The 19171-nt window shown below is 40.8% G+C and carries 8 protein-coding genes; all 8 read right to left on the bottom strand.

What is annotated here, in order from left to right:
• Nucleotides 1–22 precede the first annotated feature (22 nt).
• Complete coding sequence (gene clbS, locus FPB0191_RS02915; RefSeq protein WP_039103908.1) at nt 23–535, bottom strand: colibactin self-protection protein ClbS; 513 nt, start codon at nt 533–535, stop codon at nt 23–25.
• 53 nt (nt 536–588) lie between these two features.
• Nucleotides 589–1311 (bottom strand): colibactin biosynthesis thioesterase ClbQ, encoded by a 723-nt coding sequence (gene clbQ / locus FPB0191_RS02910; protein ID WP_039103907.1) that lies wholly within the window; start codon nt 1309–1311, stop codon nt 589–591.
• The gene (gene clbP / locus FPB0191_RS02905; protein WP_039103905.1) at nt 1311–2792 is read right to left on the bottom strand and encodes a precolibactin peptidase ClbP; all 1482 of its coding nucleotides are present in this window, start codon (nt 2790–2792) and stop codon (nt 1311–1313) included. The genes clbQ and clbP overlap by 1 nt, the downstream gene beginning before the upstream one ends.
• A gap of 20 nt (nt 2793–2812) precedes the next feature.
• On the bottom strand, nt 2813–5272 hold the full coding sequence (gene clbO, locus FPB0191_RS02900; protein WP_039103903.1) for a colibactin polyketide synthase ClbO: 2460 nt from the start codon (nt 5270–5272) through the stop codon (nt 2813–2815).
• Between the two features lie 30 nt (nt 5273–5302).
• Complete coding sequence (clbN, locus tag FPB0191_RS02895; RefSeq protein WP_039103901.1) at nt 5303–9715, bottom strand: colibactin non-ribosomal peptide synthetase ClbN; 4413 nt, start codon at nt 9713–9715, stop codon at nt 5303–5305.
• On the bottom strand, nt 9712–11151 hold the full coding sequence (gene clbM, locus FPB0191_RS02890) for a precolibactin export MATE transporter ClbM (protein ID WP_039103899.1): 1440 nt from the start codon (nt 11149–11151) through the stop codon (nt 9712–9714). The genes clbN and clbM overlap by 4 nt, the downstream gene beginning before the upstream one ends.
• Before the next feature lie 69 nt (nt 11152–11220).
• Nucleotides 11221–12687: a colibactin biosynthesis amidase ClbL gene (gene clbL, locus FPB0191_RS02885; protein WP_039103897.1), complete on the bottom strand. Its 1467-nt coding sequence runs from the start codon at nt 12685–12687 to the stop codon at nt 11221–11223.
• Nucleotides 12684–19163, bottom strand: coding sequence for a colibactin hybrid non-ribosomal peptide synthetase/type I polyketide synthase ClbK (gene clbK / locus FPB0191_RS02880; RefSeq protein WP_039103896.1), 6480 nt, complete (start codon nt 19161–19163; stop codon nt 12684–12686). The genes clbL and clbK overlap by 4 nt, the downstream gene beginning before the upstream one ends.
• Between the last annotated feature and the right edge of the window lie 8 nt (nt 19164–19171).

Here is a 19171-nt window from a genome sequence, read left to right as displayed (position 1 = left end):
ACTAGCTAATTTAGAAATGATATTAATTGCCGATAGTTTTGAGGAATGTCGCGATGCGACCACTTGCATTTCTATACGGTGATGACGTATTTAGCTGAATCATTCGTCCTCGAGTGTATTTTTCACACCAACTCGAACCATATAAATCATTATTCGTAAAACCTTCAATCAATTTAATAAGATCATTTTTATTTTTTTCTAACCGTTGTAATAGCTCCTTGTAATCAGTGATGTTTTGATAGTCTTGATAAAATTTCTGTGCTAGTTTTCCTAATTCATTCCATTTAAAGCCCACTTCAGGAAAAACGATGCTATGCCCATGTGCTTCTTGTGCATGCCAAGATAAGACTAATTCGCCCCAACCTATTAAATAAGAAACAAGTTGTGCTGCACTCATAGTCGTGCCTTTGGCATGCCCCTCCATTAATGGTTGGAAAGCCTTTTCTGCTGGTACAGCTGATAGCTTTTTGACTAACGAAGCATAATTTTTATTAATCGCTTCTATTAACTCAGTTTTAGATTCAGGTACTGCCATAAAATCCTCCCAACACATTTAAGATAACTTATCTAAGGGAACAAGACGGAATATTATTCCGTCTTAGTTACTTGAATTAGAGTTTGATTGACGATATTAACGACTTCTTTATACTTTTTATCAACAAAAAAGTGATCTGCTTGGGGGAAAATGATCGTTTTTGTTTCTTTATCGCTGAATTTCTCCCAATGCGGTAGTTCTTCTAATGCTACTAGGCTGTCAGCATCGCCATGCAATAATACCACAGGACAGCTTAATAAGCGCGCTTTTGTTTGATAATTATACTGCTCAAAAAGTCGATAATCGTTTTTAATAATTGGGGTGAAAATATCCATAAGTTCTTTATTTCTAAACACATCACCTGACATGCCACCCAATTTAGCTATTTCCTGCATAAATTCAGAATCAGGAAGTGTGTGTAATATTTCGTCATCATGCGTACGATCAGGCGGGCGGCTACCTGAAAAAAAGATTACCGTCGGCATCTTATGACCTTGCTGCAAAATATAATGAACAAGCTCAAAAGCCATAAGCCCACCTAAACTATGTCCAAAAATGGCATATTCACCGCCATCATAGCGGGTTATGAATTGCTGATACAGATCCTCGATAGCATCTTCCATAGAGCGACATAGTGGCTGCCGAATTCTTGCCCCTCTTCCAGCCGGTTCTAGAGGAACTAAATTAACGTTTTTTAATAGTTCCATACGCCATTTATAATAAATAGATGCTGAGCCACCCGAATAAGGGATACAAAATAAACTAATACTACTCATTACTTACTTCCTTTCTTATTGTGAGAGATTTTCTTTTTAATCCGATAATTAAGTGTTAATAATGTCACCAAAAATATAATAGCTGTTATGAAGATTAATAAAGTTGATGGCAACCATAGTGCAATGAAATGCCAATTGATACCTAAACCTAGCCCCGGTGACACATAAATAATTCCAGCAATAATAAGAGGGACTAATAACACTATTCCCCAATCTAGCCAATTCAAAGACAACTTATTATTCTGTTGACGATAATTTCGGATTCTTAGCACGATAAATAATCCTACTAAAACCACGATGATCATTGTAATTGCGGTTAAAACACTAAAGATGAAATCCATAAATAAGAACAGATCTCTAACTTCATCACTATAAGGTTGATTATGCAAATAGCTATCAATATCAGAACATAATTCCAGTATGATATTTGAGCTAATATTGGCTAAAGCAACGATACCGATCTGTTGATCCGGTCTTAAAGCAATACAAGATGAATAATTAGGATTTTGCCCACCATGATTAATATAAGTTCCTTGCCGTTGTTCAATCAGCCATCCACTGGCATATAAAATAGAATTATTATTATTTACCGGTACACGGGTATTGCCTTGCCAGCTGCGCTCAATAGCGCGACGTAACGTTGGATCTAGTTTAGTCGGATCAAGTAAACGGTCCAGCCACTTTTCCATATCGGCTAAGGTACTATGAATATAAGCTGACGGAACATGATTAGATGCAATCGGAGCTTCGATAGGGACAGGATAACCAAAACGGATTTTATAACCTGTCGCTTTATTAGCGATAGTTTCTTCACCGGAAACGGCAACCGTCGCTGACATGCCGAAAGGTTGAGTAATAAAGGTTGCAATCGCATCATGATAACTTTGCCCCGTCACCTTTTCTATCACCGCCCCTAATACATCATAATTGGCAGAAGCATAAAAATAGTGTGATTTAGGTTTGAATTGTAAGTTAAGATTTTGTAATTGTTGCTCAACGGTTTTTGACGATGGTATTTCCAAAAACGCTAGGGTTGAAAATGGTAAACCAGAGGTATGATACAGGAAATCCTCTATATCTAATTTTGCCGGTTTACCTTGATAAAGTAAGTTGAGATTAGGTAAATATTGATGAATATCGTCTTTCAGTGACAGTTTACCTTGTTCATTTAAGATCTGAATAGCTAAACCGGTAAAAGCCTTACTCATTGAACCGATTTCATACGCCGTATTAACTGTGTTTTCACCGGGCTGTTGCAAATCAGGAGAACCGTAATTAAATCGTTTAACTTTTCCGTCAACGACTATACTGACAGCTAGCGCAGGTGCTTTTGCCTCTACCATACGCGTTTGAATAAGTTCAGCTAATTGCGCATCGTCTAAACGCTGCGCTGGTACACTATAAGCTGGAGAGGAACTACTAAATAAATACAACCAGAAAACTAACAATAAGTAAAAACTTGAGAGATTTATTCGTTTCATTATACTTCTCCAAATTTAATTTATAAAATTTCGTCAACACACTGGGCAATATAGGCAGTATGTTCTTGGATGCATGGCATAGCGTAAATATCCGCTGCGGTTAAAGCAGTTTTATAAATAAAATTACAACGATTAATAAATGAGATGATATGCAATGATGTTGCGCCATATTCAAAAATTGTCTCTTCTTCATGATATTGGTCGATACAGAGTAATGTGCACCACATCTTCCTGACAAAATCCTCAACAGAGGTATAACTTACTGATAATGTGCCATGTTCACTTTCTCCATCAGATTGAATTTCATAACGAATACGATCAAATTGGTAACCCGGTAAACCAATCGTGCCATTAGCAATGGCGTTTGGTAACCGATTAAGTACTCCGCGTTGCCATAAAATGGCTAATAACGGATAGATATCTTGAGATAATGTAGAATTCAATACAGAACACAAAATATCTTGCCCAATCCAATCACTATTTTGTTGATAAAGCGCGTTAAATTCATTTGGACAGCCCATTTCTAACATTATGACACCCGACGATAAAGCAATGTCTGCAAGTCGCACTCGCAAGGTATCTTCAATTACCAGTGGTGTTGATGCTATTGATGAAATATGTTTTAACTGCAAAACGGCTTCATCCAGCGTAATCATGTCAGAAAGATAGTCTGCCGTAATTTTACCGGCTTGATTACCTAACATTTCATGCGGGATAATACCTTGCTCGATTAGCCACTGCGCTAAACTAACTTGATAAATAAAGTGGCGTAATAATACCGACCAAGTTGTCATTGACCATAGTGAAGCAATTCTTGACTGAAGTTGATCGCAATACTGTTTAAGTGCCGGTTGGTGCTTCATCAGCTCAATTATGTTATTTTCCAGCGCTTGATCATAAGCAGAAAATAAAAACACCACCTTATTTTCAGCATTAACAGGCATAACCGTACTGGCAATATTATGTTTAAGCGCTAATTGTTCTTTGAGTTCAGGTAAACTATTGGCAACAATTGCACAACGGTAATTAAAATGGGCACGTCGTTCATTTAAAGTATAAGCAATTCGTCCAATGTCGTTCTCGTGATAATCCGCTAACTCTTCACGATACACCGCAAGTAAACGGTGGAGTGATGTCGCCGATTTAGCACTAAACGGAAAAATATAACGTGCTTGGCTTAGTTGCTGTTCAGGGTGGTTGGTGAGCCAATTTTGGACGATTAACTGAACATTCGTTCCCCCTAAACCAAATGAACTTACCGCGACCAACTGCTTTTGATTGACGGGTAAGGACGTCAGTTGATCACTAATATAAAACGGCGTGGTCGGCTGTAATAACATTTTATGTTTATGCTGCAAATTAATCTGTGCTGGTAGTTTTTGGTTATACAGCGCTAACGCCGTTTTCATCAAACTAGCAATGCCTGATGCGACACCAAGATGACCAATGTTTGCTTTAACCGAACTAATTTGAATACTGTGTGGCGCACATTCCGGTGCAAAAACCTTATGTAATGCCTCTAGCTCAATTTCGTCGCCCAGTGGTGTACCTGTACCATGGGTCTCGATCATTGTAATATCAGTCGGATTAATTTCTGCTGCATTGAGCGCCATTTTTATGACTTCACTTTGCCCTTCAACACTTGGTACCACAAATCCTACACGTCGAGCACCATCATTATTGGCGGCACCGCCTTTAATCACCGCGTAAACCGTATCTTTATCACGTAACGCATCTTCTAAACGTTTAAGTACGACAACACCCACCCCGCTACTGTAAACAGTACCGGTTGAATCCGCACTAAAAGCAGCACAATGCCCGGTTTGCGACATTAGTTTATCGCCCGAAGGGCTATAACCTTCTTCTTGTAGAAAACCGAGTGTTATTCCACCTGCTAATGCCATATCTGCTTGAAAGGTAATTAAACCATCGCAAGCTAGTTGCGTTGCCATTAATGAACTAGAACAAGCCGTTTGTACGCTTACCGCTGGACCATTAAGACCCAATTTATAGGCAACAAATGAACTTAAATAATCCTTCTCATTACCAATTTGCGTTTGTAAGTATCGTTTATCTTGACTGACTTTAAGATAGGGATAAACCCTATCCATCAAATAACTATTTGCATAAGTGGTGCCATACACGCCGACTCGCTTGATCTGACCGGGTATATAACCTGAATGCTCAAGGGCGTTATAACAACACTCTAAAAACACCCGATGCTGAGGATCCATAAGAATGGCTTCTCCCGGGGGAATATTGAAAAATGCGGCATCAAAATCGTAAGGATCGGCAATCATATTTTGTAGGTTAATCCATGGCTCACCTTGTTGATTTTTACTTAATTTGGGGTGCGTTAACTCCTCACCCGCTAGCAAGGATTTCCACCATTGTGTTACTGAATCTGCACCCGCAAACCGACCACTCATACCAATAATCGCAATATCTAATGCATCACATGAAAATTCATTTTTAGTCATTTTCGTATTCCATTTGTAAAACCAACATTTTTATAAACTCCATAATGCTGCTGCATCCGTTTTCCCATCAGTAGTCTTAACTTGCCGTTTTAACCAAATATCTAAATTGATTAAACTGGTTTTATAACGTGCTATCACACGCTGAACTTCATTTAAAGTGATTAGACTTGGATCGAAACGACAATAAAACACAAGGTTGCCGTTAGCATTTAGCGATAGATTGAGTTCCAAAGTACAACCAAGATGATTTTCAGGTGCGCTGTAGATCGCACTGCGTTGATGATCGATTTTAAAATGAGTCAAAATTGGATTAACTTCCCGACCAATATAGTTAAGTCGTATTTCAGATGGCAATGTACAGGCTAACTGTTGTTGCATATGAAGTACACCATAGTCTCCGCCGCCATTTGGGCGTTGAGCCAACCGTTGCCGAATGTCTGGTAATAACGTTGCGAAGTCATTAGCCAATGGAATGGTACAAGGATAAAATGCCGTAAACCAACCTACTGTATCGGCGACATCCGGCTCATCTGACCAACAACCTCGTCCTACCCCTTCCATATCAATTCGGCAATGGTTTTGTTTACTATAATGAGCCAATACCGGTGCTAAGGCAGTTAGTAGGCGTGCTTCCGCCTCACGTGTGGCATTATCTCGGCTATTTAGTAGTAATCGCCCCACACAGGTATGTCGAAACTCATCGCGCCAAATGCGTGTATAAGGCTGAGTAGAATTAACAGCTGTTACAGCTGGAAAAGATAGCGGTGCAATTTGATCTTCAGTTTGCCAATAGTTTTTTACTAGCGAATCTATCTGCTTATTCGCCAAATACAAACTCCATTTTTGTAGCCCTTGATTTGACTGGTCTGAGGTTTGTATATCACTATCTAAAGCACTTAAAATAAGGTACCAAGAATGAATATCTACTGCCAAATGGTGGGCACAGAGGATTAATTTATCGTTTTGTTGATTATCAGAAGTCAAATAAGTTGCAGCAAACAGCCTGCCTTGAGCCACATCAATCGATTGATTATCTTGCTCAATAACCTCATCTAGAGTGATCTCGTGTTCACTTACTTGCTTAAGTAATCCGTTAGGATAACAAGATTGGCTATCAAGAATGGTTAATGAACCCTCTGCATTAAGTCGACTTCGTAAAGCCGGCTGCTGAGCAATGATTGATAGTAAACGTTTTTCCAACTCGACGACAGAAACCGGAGTACTCACTGTTAAGATAATCACATGGTTATAAAAATTACGATTGTTCATCTTTAAGCGATGAAACCAATGTACTGCCGGTAGATTGACGTCATTAGGTAGTTCCGTTTCGACAATGGTCGCTGGATCATAATGACTAATAATATATTCACCAATACGCTGTACCGTACTGCATTCCATGATTTGCACACCTGGAATAGACCAACCACGTTTTCTCAATTCAGCAGCAATTTGGATACTCTTAATTGAATCTAAACCTAATAAATACAGATTATCATTATCCGTAAAATGTTGTTGTTCCAAGACATTTTCAACAATTTCTCGTACATTTTGCCATATAATTTGGTCATATGATGCTGATACCGCTTGCTGTTTCGGCAATGCTGAATTTTGCATAGCCGGACTCTGTATCGCATGTTGGGTTAACTGTCGAACATCAACTTTACCATTAATAGATAACGGTAACGCAGACATGGCTATACATTGCTGTGGTAACATATAAGTCGGTAATTTCTGTCGTAAATACTGCATTAGCAATTGTGTATTTACCGTTTCTGGAGTAACCCATGCTAATAAAGCGCTTGGATTGCCTTTCGCATCACTTACCACTGTAACAGCTTGCGTGGCTACTTGTGGGGCTGAAAGTAATGCTTGTTCAATTTCCGATAACTCAATGCGATAACCATTGATTTTAATCTGATTATCACGCCGTCCTAAATAAACTAAGGTACTCGCATCAAGTGCATAAGCAATATCACCACTACGATAACCAATAATAGTTTGGTTAGATTGGTCGAATAGAAATGCGTTTGCTGTTTGTTGTGGTGCAGCAATATAACCTTGGGTAACGGATGAACCATAAATCACTATTTCACCGGATTCACCTTCTGGCACGGGGCATCCCCATGGGGAACATAATGCAATTTGGCATCCCTTAATAGCTTGCCCAATCGGTACTGAAATCTGATTTTCCTGACCAGTGTAACGATAAATCATACACCCGACCGTCGCTTCAGTCGGACCATATTCATTATAGATAGCAGCATTGGGAAATAATTGTGCTGCTTTATGGGCAAGTTCGAGTTTAAAATCCTCCCCGCCAACGACAATAGTGCGTATATGTGGACTCTCAATACCCGCAACACATAGCAAACGTAAATGCGCGGGTGTGAGTTTAATAAAGGTATTAGGTTGTCCACTCACTGCATTGCGTAATAGCGCCTCACTTTCAGCTCGTTGACAAACATTAATACAAGCTCCCACACCCAATGGTGCAAATAAACTGGTGATGGTTAAATCGAATGATAATGAGGAATAGAGCGGTACTAAATCATCAGCATTGAAATATTGCTTAATTGCAAAATCCAGATAATTGGCTAAATTCGCATGCGTAACTTGTACACCTTTCGGCTCACCGGTCGAACCTGAAGTAAATAGGATATAAGCCAAGTCATGACCATTTATTAATGGTAAATCAGAAGATATTCCATCACTACCATTATCCCAATCAGTCAAAGATGAAGCCGGATAATTAAGTGATGAAACTAACTCACCGCCATTATTATCATAGAGAACCCGTGCGACCTGCGCTTTTTGGCATAATACTTGTAATCGTTCTATCGGTAACTCGGGATTAAGCGGTAAAAAAGCTGCGCCACTGTGTAAAACACCTAGAATAGCCATCACCGTATCGGCACTACGTTCCGCTAAAATGCCGACAACATTGCCTTGTCCAATCCCTTGTTGAATAAGCCAATTCGCCATTTTATTCACTCTATCTGCCACTTGACGGTAGGTTAAGCGTATCTGGTTATCATTTATTGCTATTCTTTCCGGTTGTTGGCTAACTTGCATCTTGAACCGTTCATTAAATAACGGCAAATCACTGGTTTGCTGACGCTGTATAATTGGTTGTGGATAGACGTTAAGATCTCGTAAATTCGCCTCAGGTTGTGCTTCAATTGCCACAATCAGATCTATTAATCCCTTTTGTAATGCATGTAATTGACGCAGTTCAAATTCGCTATCAAGGGCTTCAATTGCGAGTTTTAGACTCTCTTTATGTGACGTTACTGTTTGTAACACCAATTGCAATTTATAAGATTGTTGATTGCTATAACATGCCTCAATATGTTGATTGTGCCCCATGAAATCACGTTCATAGGTGAAATTATAGAAATTAACACAGTAATCAAAAGCACGTAAGTGATTCCCACCATACTCGGCTAAATCCTGATTAAACAAAATTGACGGATATTTGCTATGCTTAAATCCGCTCTCCATTGCCTTTTTGATCTGCGTCGTCAATTGCGCAAACGTCAAATCGCTATTGAGTCGATAAGCTAACGGCATATGATTGGTAAACATCCCAAAACAGCGTCTTGCTTCACGTGAAAAACGATTAAACAGCGGTAATCCCATTACACCTTTTTCTTCGCCCCATACCCAAGCACGGTAAAGGGCAAATAGCGCAATAAAAAGTATGTTTAACGAACAGTCATAGCGATCACGGAGTCGATAGATGCGATCGATCATGTCATGTGAAAACCAAGTCGTGCAGGAAATTCCCTTAGTTTCTGTAATCGGTGTTTTTTCCGGAAAGCAATCAATATGTTCATTGATATAATCCTTCCACCATTGGCGATCGGCTGTAAAACGTGCTGAATCCTGATAATCTTGTTGTTGTACTAAAAATTGTGGATAAGAAGGCGGTAATGGATCTGTCCATTGTTCATCGGGATGTTCATATGCCCATTTTAGATGATCGGTTAATAGTGACATAGACCAACCATCAACAATGGCATGATGAGCTTTAACAAAATAACCTGTTTGTTGATCACCGCAAGTAAATGTGAGCAACTCAAAAAGGTCACTTTCCAAAAGTGTAAAAGGTTGTGCAAATAATGCTCTTTGAAATTCAGCAAATTCAGCCGGATAAGCTTGCTGTGCAATAATCGGTTCATTAAATGTAATATGACGAAATGTGCGCGGTTCAAAAGGCAGTACTTGGCTAGTCACTTGTCCATCTGTTGTTTGTACAAACTGCATCCGCAAACCATCAAAATGTCGTATCGCAGATTGCATGGCATGGTGTAAACGTGCAATATCCATCTTGCCGTTAATTACACAAATCCCCCCAATGGTATTAACACTACTTTCGGGATAGAGCTGTTCTATAATCCAACATTGCTGTTGTGCCCACATTAAAGAATGCGAGGATTTCATGCAGAAGCCTCCTTGTTATGTTGTTGTGTGTCCAAACTTGCTTTGTTCCATGCCATCAAACGTGGTGACATTCTTAATAATCGCCAAGCTAATAAAGCTGAAATAAAGGTGCCACTCATTGCTCCTAAGTAAACGCCCATAATTCCCAAATTTAAACTAATGGCTAATATATAAACGGCAGGTACTGAGATAAATACATGCCGTGTCAAGGTAATGAAAACCGAATACCATGATTTACCAATGGCTTGATAATATTCACTTGCTAATAAACTGATGGCGATAAATGGCAGAGCAAATTCCATAATCTGGATCTGTAAAATTGCATAGTGACAAGTATTGGTTGATTGGGTGAAAAGTGGATACATATAAGGCGCCAAAATAATATGAACAACTGACAAGACCAGTACAATAGAAAAGGCTAGAATCATACTGACACGATAGGCTTTAAGCGTTCGTTCAATATTACCTCGTCCCCAATTTTGTCCTACGATAGTAAGTAGCGCTGACGCTATCGCTAACATTGGTGTCATAATAAAATAATCAATTCGACCAGTCAGAGTAAATGCCGCCATTGCGTCAACATCTAATCTTACAATAAACGAGTTATAAATGATGACGCCCACTGAAATGATAATTTGCATGAGCATTTGCGCTAAACCAACTGACAAAATTTGTTTATAGGTTGTCCAAGATAAATGCCGTAAACAGAATTTATATTTAAAATTTGCTTGTAAAGATGGTAGCGAGAAAATGAAATAAAATACCACGATGATTTGTGCTACAAATGAAGCTAATGCCACGCCTTTGGCGCCAAAATCAAAGACAAAAATCATGATCGGATCAAGTATGATATTGATCACTGCACCTAATAATGAGGCTTTCATGATGACCATGGTTTTACCCGCACCCTGAAACAGCCCCATCATAGCTCCGCCTAACAAAATACTAAATACAGTTGGTAGAGAGTAATAATAGAAATCCGCTGCGTAGCAAAAAATGGCATCACTGGCGCCTAAAATCCGCAATAACGGTTCAGCAAACCAATAGGCTAATCCGCCTAGGATCACTGCAAAACAGACTACTATCGTCATACCCACTGACAATATCTGCTGCGCTCGCTCAACATGTTGCATACCTATAGCACGCGAGAGTAATGACCCCATACCAATCTGGATACCATTAGCAATAGCATACAAAACCATACCGATTGGGAAAATAAGTCCTACCCCAGCTATAATCGCCCCACTCTCCGTATCGATATGGCTGAGCCAAAAAATGTCGGCAACCGTATAAGTCACTTGTGTCAACATACCAATAAACATCGGCAAGGATAGCCTAATGATTAAGTTATAAAGTGATCCCTCATACATGCCGGGTATATTATAATGGCCTGTTCCAGAATCATTATCATCGGGCTGTATTTTATCTGATAGCATATTTATTCCTTGTTGTTTTACTTTAACGCCACTACGCCCTATTTAGCCTAAGCTAGGCGTATTACGTTATTAATATCCCTCGGGTTGAGTAAATCCACCCGTAATACCTTCGCAAAACTCGGCGAAGTCTATAGCGATATCATCCTTAAAATGACCTGAAATGATCTGAATCGCACACGGAAACTCCCCTTCTGGTTTAGCCAATGGATAGATCGTTGCGGGTAAGCCAAATACAGTCGGTAACATATTCCAGAACAAATGTTCGTTATAACTGTAGGCTGTGCCATTAATTTTCAGTTTGCGTTTGTTAACGGGTTGTTGCATATGATGAAACGCCATTACTGGACTAACAGGCATCAGCAATACATCATAATGAGAGAACAGCTCTTTTATGAGCGCGCTGTATTCGCCACGTAGACGATCGGTTGTTGCTTGTTCCTCACTATTATTAGTCATGCCTTTGTAGTAGCTCGCCATACCTTCTGGGACATCTTGAACGTGACTTAATAATCGAAACCCGAGTGAAGCTAATCCTGCGGTTAAACGTTGTCGGGCATTGAGTGCCGTTCCCACTAAACGACCACTGAGTTTGACCGCGACATCAAATAGCTGCTCTGGATCAATCCCATTTGGCATCGCTTCCTCCACTACCACGCCAGGTTGTGCTTTGAGTTTTTCGACCAAATCCTGTAAACGTTTCTCTACCTGACTATCAATAGGATGATTAGGCACATTAAACCAAGTACAAACGCGATACTGTTTACGATCCTGATAACGACTAAAATCAGGGATGCGCGGGGGAGTAATCCAAAACGAACTCACTGCTTGCATCATCAAACGTAAATCCGCTGCACAACGCGCCATCGGTCCGGCTGTGGAAAGATCGGGTTCTGTGGTGTCTTCGGGACCGCCACCGGGGATATGCCCGCGCACGGATACCAATCCCAAACTACAACGATGCGCATAGACCCCCGTATAGTGTGCGGGTACTCGCATTGAACCAAAAAGATCACTGCCAAATTCAACCGGTGTGAAATCCACGGCTAATGCCACAGCAGCACCTCCCGATGATCCACCCGGCGAACGACTTAAATCCCAAGGACTATTGGTCGTACCATAAAGATCGTTATAGGTTTGCCAGTCCGCCGTCATTTTTGGTACATTGGTTTTTCCCATAAAAATCATACCGGCAGCACGTAAGCGGGCAATAGACGGCGCATCTTGCGCCGCTCGGTTATTTTTCAAATGATTAGCACCCGAGGTAGTGAGCCAGCCTTGCACATCAAAAGAGTCTTTGATAGTGCAAGGTAGGCCATGCAATATTCCCTTGGCTTTGCCGGCTTGACGTTCCTTGTCTGCTTGCATAGCATCCTTGAGCGCTGAGGATTTATATTGCTGAACTACCGCATTTAATGGTCCATTAAATTGAGCGATACGATCAAAATAATATTCCACTAATTCGACTGAGGTCGTTTCACCTTTTGCCAGTTGAGCAAGCAATTGCGTGGCTGTACGGTACTTAACATGCTCACTCATTGATCCGTTCCTTCTGTTTGGCGTTTACGACGTAATGCAAGATTGCCACGTGCTGCACTCATATCCGGAGATTGCTCTTTGTGTTCATCCTGTGCTGATGTAGCTGTATCATTTTGTAACGATTCTATATAGCGTGATACTTCAATAACATTTGGCAAACGGAATAAATCAACAATTGGAATCTCTTGCCCTGTCATTTGTTCAAGCGCTTGTTGAATACGTACTAACTCAATGGAACTGCCTCCCATAGAGAAGAAATCATCTTCTACGGTAAGTTGATTTACGCCTAATACTTCTTGCCATAAAGCTAATAGTCGTTTTTGCAAATCCGTTATTTCATGATGTTGCTTTTTAGTTACAGTCCGGTAAGCCAGTTGCTCAGCTTGTTGTAATAGACTCTTACGATCCAATTTACCATTAGCCGTAAGTGGAAAATCTGCAGCAAGAACTAAATTAGTTGGCAGCATGTAATCCGGTAATTGCTGTTTGATTCCATTCATAATGACATCTTTAAATGCCTGAATATCAATCGGTGCATGTGCTTTGCTATCGGTTGATTTTTCATAAGTTGAAAAGTCTTTTAATAAGGCTTCTTGAGTAAAGGCATCATCGCCCGCAAGTCCACCCACGGTACAATGGATATAACGATGGGTCGGTGATAATTGGAAATGCTCAGCAACTTTTGCAAAATCCGCCATCCCTAATTGACATAAGCCTAATCCTTGCTCGGGGGCATTATCTTCCAATAACTGACACAGAGTACCGGCTTCCATAATTGAAAAATGCCAGCCTGCATCTTCACCATAAAGCGGTTGGATTGCTGCCATATCGGCAATCATAAATATTGAAAACGCAGCGCGATCTGCAATGGAACGATTAGGTCCGGCATGGAAATCTTGATTCAATGTGACGTTGGCAGCTATCGGCATTAAACTGCCCTCGCGCGGATTAAGGTAATAAATACCCGATACCCCTTCCTCAATCTTATTAGGATGTAGGTAGACGTAGGTTTGTACCGGATATAATCCCCCTGCCGATGCATAACTATATTTAGCAAATGGTAAGCCCGGCAATCTGACCTGTACCATCTTGTTTAGCAATAAACCAATTTGTTTTAACGAGATCTTTTGCTGAACGAAATTACGATAACTACGTCGTTTGATATAGCGCTCTGTGTCAGTTGGCGCTGGTAATGTTAGCCCCTGTCCGGTCACTTTGCGAATATGCGGTTCTTTCAATTTGAATGCTAAACGTTCAGCTGGATTAGTGATAATTCCTTGAGCAGCCGCTTGTTCCTGTGCTTCTTTTTCGTGGAGGGCTTGCGCTTTTTCCCGATCGTATAATTTTGCAAAAGCAATCAAACGTTTATTTTCGCGATTACCCACTGCCACCACTACCGATTGTTCAATATCCTGATGGCTTTCAATGCAGCGTTCAATTTCGCCTAATTCAACTCTAAATCCATTGACTTTAACTTGATTATCCTTGCGACCAAGAAACTCCACTTGCCCGTCAGCAAAATAACGACCTAAATCACCGGTACGATAAATTCGCTCTGCATGATCATTACGCCATACAAAACTAGCAGCCGTTTTTTCACTGTCATTTAAATAACCGTGAGCTAATCCCATTCCGCCAATACAAATTTCGCCTTCAACCCCAACTGGGCATTCTTCTAACTTATCATTCAGAATGTATATTGGTTGATTACGCAAACCGCTGCCATATGGGATACTCTTCCAATCTGGTTCAACGTTTTCGATTGGGAAGAAAATTGACCAAATCGCGCACTCTGTTGCGCCACCTAAGCTAATGATTGTCATCTCTTGATTGAGACGCGTACGCATTTGTGCCGGCAATGTTAATGGAATCCAATCGCCACTAAGTAATGCTAGGCGCAAATCTGGACAGCGACCAGCACTATTACTGAGGTATTCACATAGCATCTGCATCAATGCAGGAACCGAGTTCCAAACAGTAACATCCCCCATATCTAGCATATCTAACCAATGTCTTGGATCTTTTTCATGACCAGCTTCCGGTAAGACTAAACATGCACCCACCATAAACGGAGCAAACGCATCATATACTGACAGGTCAAAGCTCAAAGAAGATAAACCAAATACCCGATCACTTGGTACTAAATTGAAGCGACTGTTGATATCTTCTAAGGTATTCATGGCAGCACGATGATCGATCATGACCCCTTTTGGCGTACCGGTTGAGCCAGAAGTAAAAATAATATACGCCACATCCGTCATTTCAGCCGTTTCAGCGATTAATGGGGTGAATGGTGCAGCTAACATTTGCTCGGTAACGACAATAACCGGTAAATGGGTTGGATTAGCTAATTCAACATTCGGTTGTGTAATCAATGCTTTTGCAGCACATTCATTTATAATTAAGGATTGTCGTGATACGGGTTGTGATGGATCAACTGGCACATACACCGCCCCTAATCGTAAAACACCATGTACCGCAGCAATTTGTTGCCAACCTTTTTCCATTGCCACAATTACCCGATCACCCTGCTTTATCCCTTGTGCTTGTAGCGCGTGCGCCACTTCATTAGCTGCGGTAGACAGTTGGTGATACGTTATGCTGTGCTTAGACGTCATTAAAGCCGTAGCATCCGGCGTTAATTGTGCCTGTTGCAATAAACCATGATGCATTAATGCGGTCGGTGCATCGGTTTGTTCAACCGGGGCACTTACGCTTGGTAAATTAAGGATATCTTGTGCTAAATCCCAACTTTGCGGACGTGTTGCTAGCGTTTTTAATAGCGAGCAATAGCAGTCAAACATTTGCTCAATTAACTGCTTATCAAAGAGAGCTTCGACCACATCCCAGTTAAAATGTAATTCCCCTTGACGTTCCATGACCTGATGGTCGATCCAAACTTGTGGTGTTTGCGAGACACTATATTGATCTTCTTGTGATTGACTAAATATGTTATCACTCTCTTCCCAACGCGCTTCATCTTGATTTAATAAGCTAGTAAAGACGATAGGAATGACCGATTTAGCCGGATCACGGTGTGTTTGCACCAATAATCGGGAAACTTGTATCCCACCAAATAGACGATGATCTAAATCATTCCAGAGTCGATTATGGATCGTCTTAGCACGTTCATGTAACGTTTCACCTTCATTAAGATCGACCTCTAATAGCGTTAAGGAAGTGAAATCACCGACTAGGTAATTAATATCGTCATGCAAAGGCAGGCGATTAAATAAAGTTAAATTCAATGTAAAATGTTGCGATGCACTAAACCGCGCTAAAACTTGCGCAAAACAGCTAAGTAATAGCGTGGTTGGCGTGATATTCATCTGCCCTGCTTGCAATTTTAACCGTTGCCATAAAGCCCGAGATAAACTATGACTACGACGAACAAAAGAAGGATTATCCAATTCGGAAGGGTCAACTAATAAAGGTAGTCGAGGTCCTGATGGCATCGTTTGTACACGTTCACGCCAGTATTCGCGAGCTCGTTCATATTGTGGCGTCTGCTCATAGGATTTTAATGTTTGTACATAATCACGGAAGCTATAAGTGATGTCCGGTAGCGTTTCTTGTGGATGATGATAGAACCAAGCCAATTCACGCATAAATAACTCAAGACTCCAAGCATCAGCCACCAACAAATCGATTGAAACATGAAGTCGGGTTTTATTGTCATGATCAACCACGCCGGCAATCTCAAACAGCGGCCAACGGCTACAGTCGATCATCTGATGAGACATGGTGTCACGCAGGCTTAGGCAGAGTTGTTGGAATTCATTATCATTTTGTGTGACATGAAATTGCGCATGATAAGCTGGCACTTCGGGTAAGATCTGTTGCATACCATCATCGGTTACAATTGCTCTTAACATCCCATGACGCGCAATCACCTTATTTAAGGCTTGATTAAATTTATCTTGTTCTAAACCACGTAATTCATATTCAACATAAATATGGGTTGAAATATTGCCTAAGCCCATTGATTTACGGCGACCAACCCAGTATGCCTGTTGTACATCGGTCAATGGGAATGGTAAATGTTGTTGATCAGGTTGAAATACGGCTGGTGGTAAATCTGGTTCATCACCCCGTGTTGACCATTGCTCAAGCAAGTATTGCGCTAAACCATCAATTGTTGGATCAGCAAAGAAAGCACTTAATGGACAAGTGATGTTAAAATGCTGTTTGATATCATATAAGATAGTGGTTGCTAACAGTGAATGCCCACCCAATTCAAAAAAACTACTTTGCGTACTATCTATCGCACAACCTAATGTGCGTTGCCAAATATCGATTAATACTGCTTTAACTTCATCTAATGATGTTTCTGTTACTGGTTGAACTGTCGCTGTTTTATTGATGGCTAATGTATTACCCACTTCAACCCAATAACGTTGACGAGCAAATGCAGTACCTGGCAACGCAATGCGCCGACAAGCTTGAGCATGTTCGACTGCATCAACAATGCGCCAATCAACATTTGCACCAAGTTGCCACAACTGACCTAAAATCTGTAGCGCAATATTATTACCTGTTGTTTGATTCTCGTCTAATAGGAATAAGTTCACATCTTGATCATTATTCAATACTGCACTATCAGTGTCGGTAACCGGCTTACCAGTATTAAGATGTTGCCATGCCACTAATAATGAACAATTCCCATTAACGACTTCAGTAGCATATAGTCCATCACCTTGACCGACTACAGTTTGCATTGTCGGTTGCCAACTATCGACAAGGTTAATTAATAGATATTGGCTAATAAAGGTACGTTGTGCTTGAGTAAGCTGGTTTAAGCTCGCGACCGTAGGCTTGGTTTGGAGTAACTCCGTTATCGCTTGTGATAAGTTAGGTGACGCTTGTAACCATGCCAATAACGTATCACTATCTAAACAGAAACGATTACCTAATTGCCAAGTGATAGCAGGTAATGATGTGACCGTGTGAGTCGCTGCACTACGGAGCTTTTGCGCTAACTGTGCTAGATTTTCAACAATAACCTGTTTGCGTAATGGTAATGAAGCACGCCCATGACGCAGAGTATAAGCAACGTCCTGTAAGCGGTAATCTTGACGAGTAGATAACTCGGCTAATAGCTCACTTTCCATTTGACTTAAACTGTCTGATGTTTTAGCCGATAGCGTAAAGAGGTACGGTACCGGTACCGCTTCCGCTTGCGTAACAGAATTAGAACTGCTGCCAGTTAATGGCTCTTGAATGATCAAATGAGCATTGGTACCACCTAAGCCAAAAGCACTGACTCCAGCGGTGCGTAAACCATCCTGATTTGCCCAAGGTTGTAATGTGGTGTTGACTTCAAACGGCATATTTTCCATACCTAACTGTGGATTAGCTTGTTTGAAGTTCAAGGTTGGATAGAAAACCTTGTTTTGTAGACTTAATACCGTTTTGATTAAACCACTAACCCCTGATGCCATTTCCACATGCCCGATATTGGGCTTAACTGCACCAAGTTTCCATTTATGATTTACGTGCTGATCAGAGGTAAAAGTCCGTTTGATGGCTTCAAATTCGATTGCATCACCCAATGGAGTGCCACTACCATGCAATTCGATATAAGCAATGTCAGTCGGATCCATGCCGGCTAAACTCTGCGCTTCAATCATTACCTCAATTTGACCATCTACACCCGGCACCGTATAACCACTGCGAGCTCCCCCGTCATTATTAATGGCACTACCTTTAATGACAGCTAAAATATGATCGCCTTGGGCTTGCGCATCAACCGCCCTTTTTAGCAACACCATACCTAAACCACTGCTATATACGGTACCTGTTGCATCTGCATCAAAAGTATGAATTAGTCCATCTTCAGACTGTAATCCATCTCCGCGCGATTCATAATCACTTTGATCTTCCATGCGGAAAGTCACCCCGCCCGCTAATGCCATATCACATTGTCCACTTAGCAGGCTTTCACAAGCTAAATGCACGGCAACTAATGAAGTTGCACAACTCGCTTGTACGGTGACACATGGTCCCATAGTGTTAAGACGATAAGCCAGTTGGGAAGTCAAATGATCTTTATCGTTACCAACCATAATTTGTAATCCACCAAGTTGTGATATTTTGTCTGGATTACTCATTAAATGGGTTAATAGATAAAAACTGGTACTCACCCCGGCATATAAGCCAATACGCTCATCATGCACTTGTGGATTGTAACCACTTTGTTCAAACATCTCCCAAGCACATTCTAAAAAAATGCGGTGTTGAGGATCCATAATCTCTGCTTCAGCTCGGGTATAGCCAAAAAACGTCGCATCAAACTCTGCCATTCGATCATAAACATTATTGAGCGTAATTTTGTTATAGCCTTGCTCATGAGTTACTTTAGGATCAAGGATATTTCGTCCTGAACGTAGTACTGTTTCAAATTCTTGTACGCTATGAACTCCTGGATAACGGCAGTTCATACCAATAATCGCAATATCACTTTCGCTGTAAACCATCATTTTTT

The sequence above is a fragment of the Frischella perrara genome (genome assembly GCF_000807275.1).
Lineage (GTDB): Bacteria > Pseudomonadota > Gammaproteobacteria > Enterobacterales > Orbaceae > Frischella > Frischella perrara.
The sequence above is the reverse complement of the archived record's forward strand: the minus strand, read 5'-3'. Positions and strand labels throughout refer to the sequence as shown.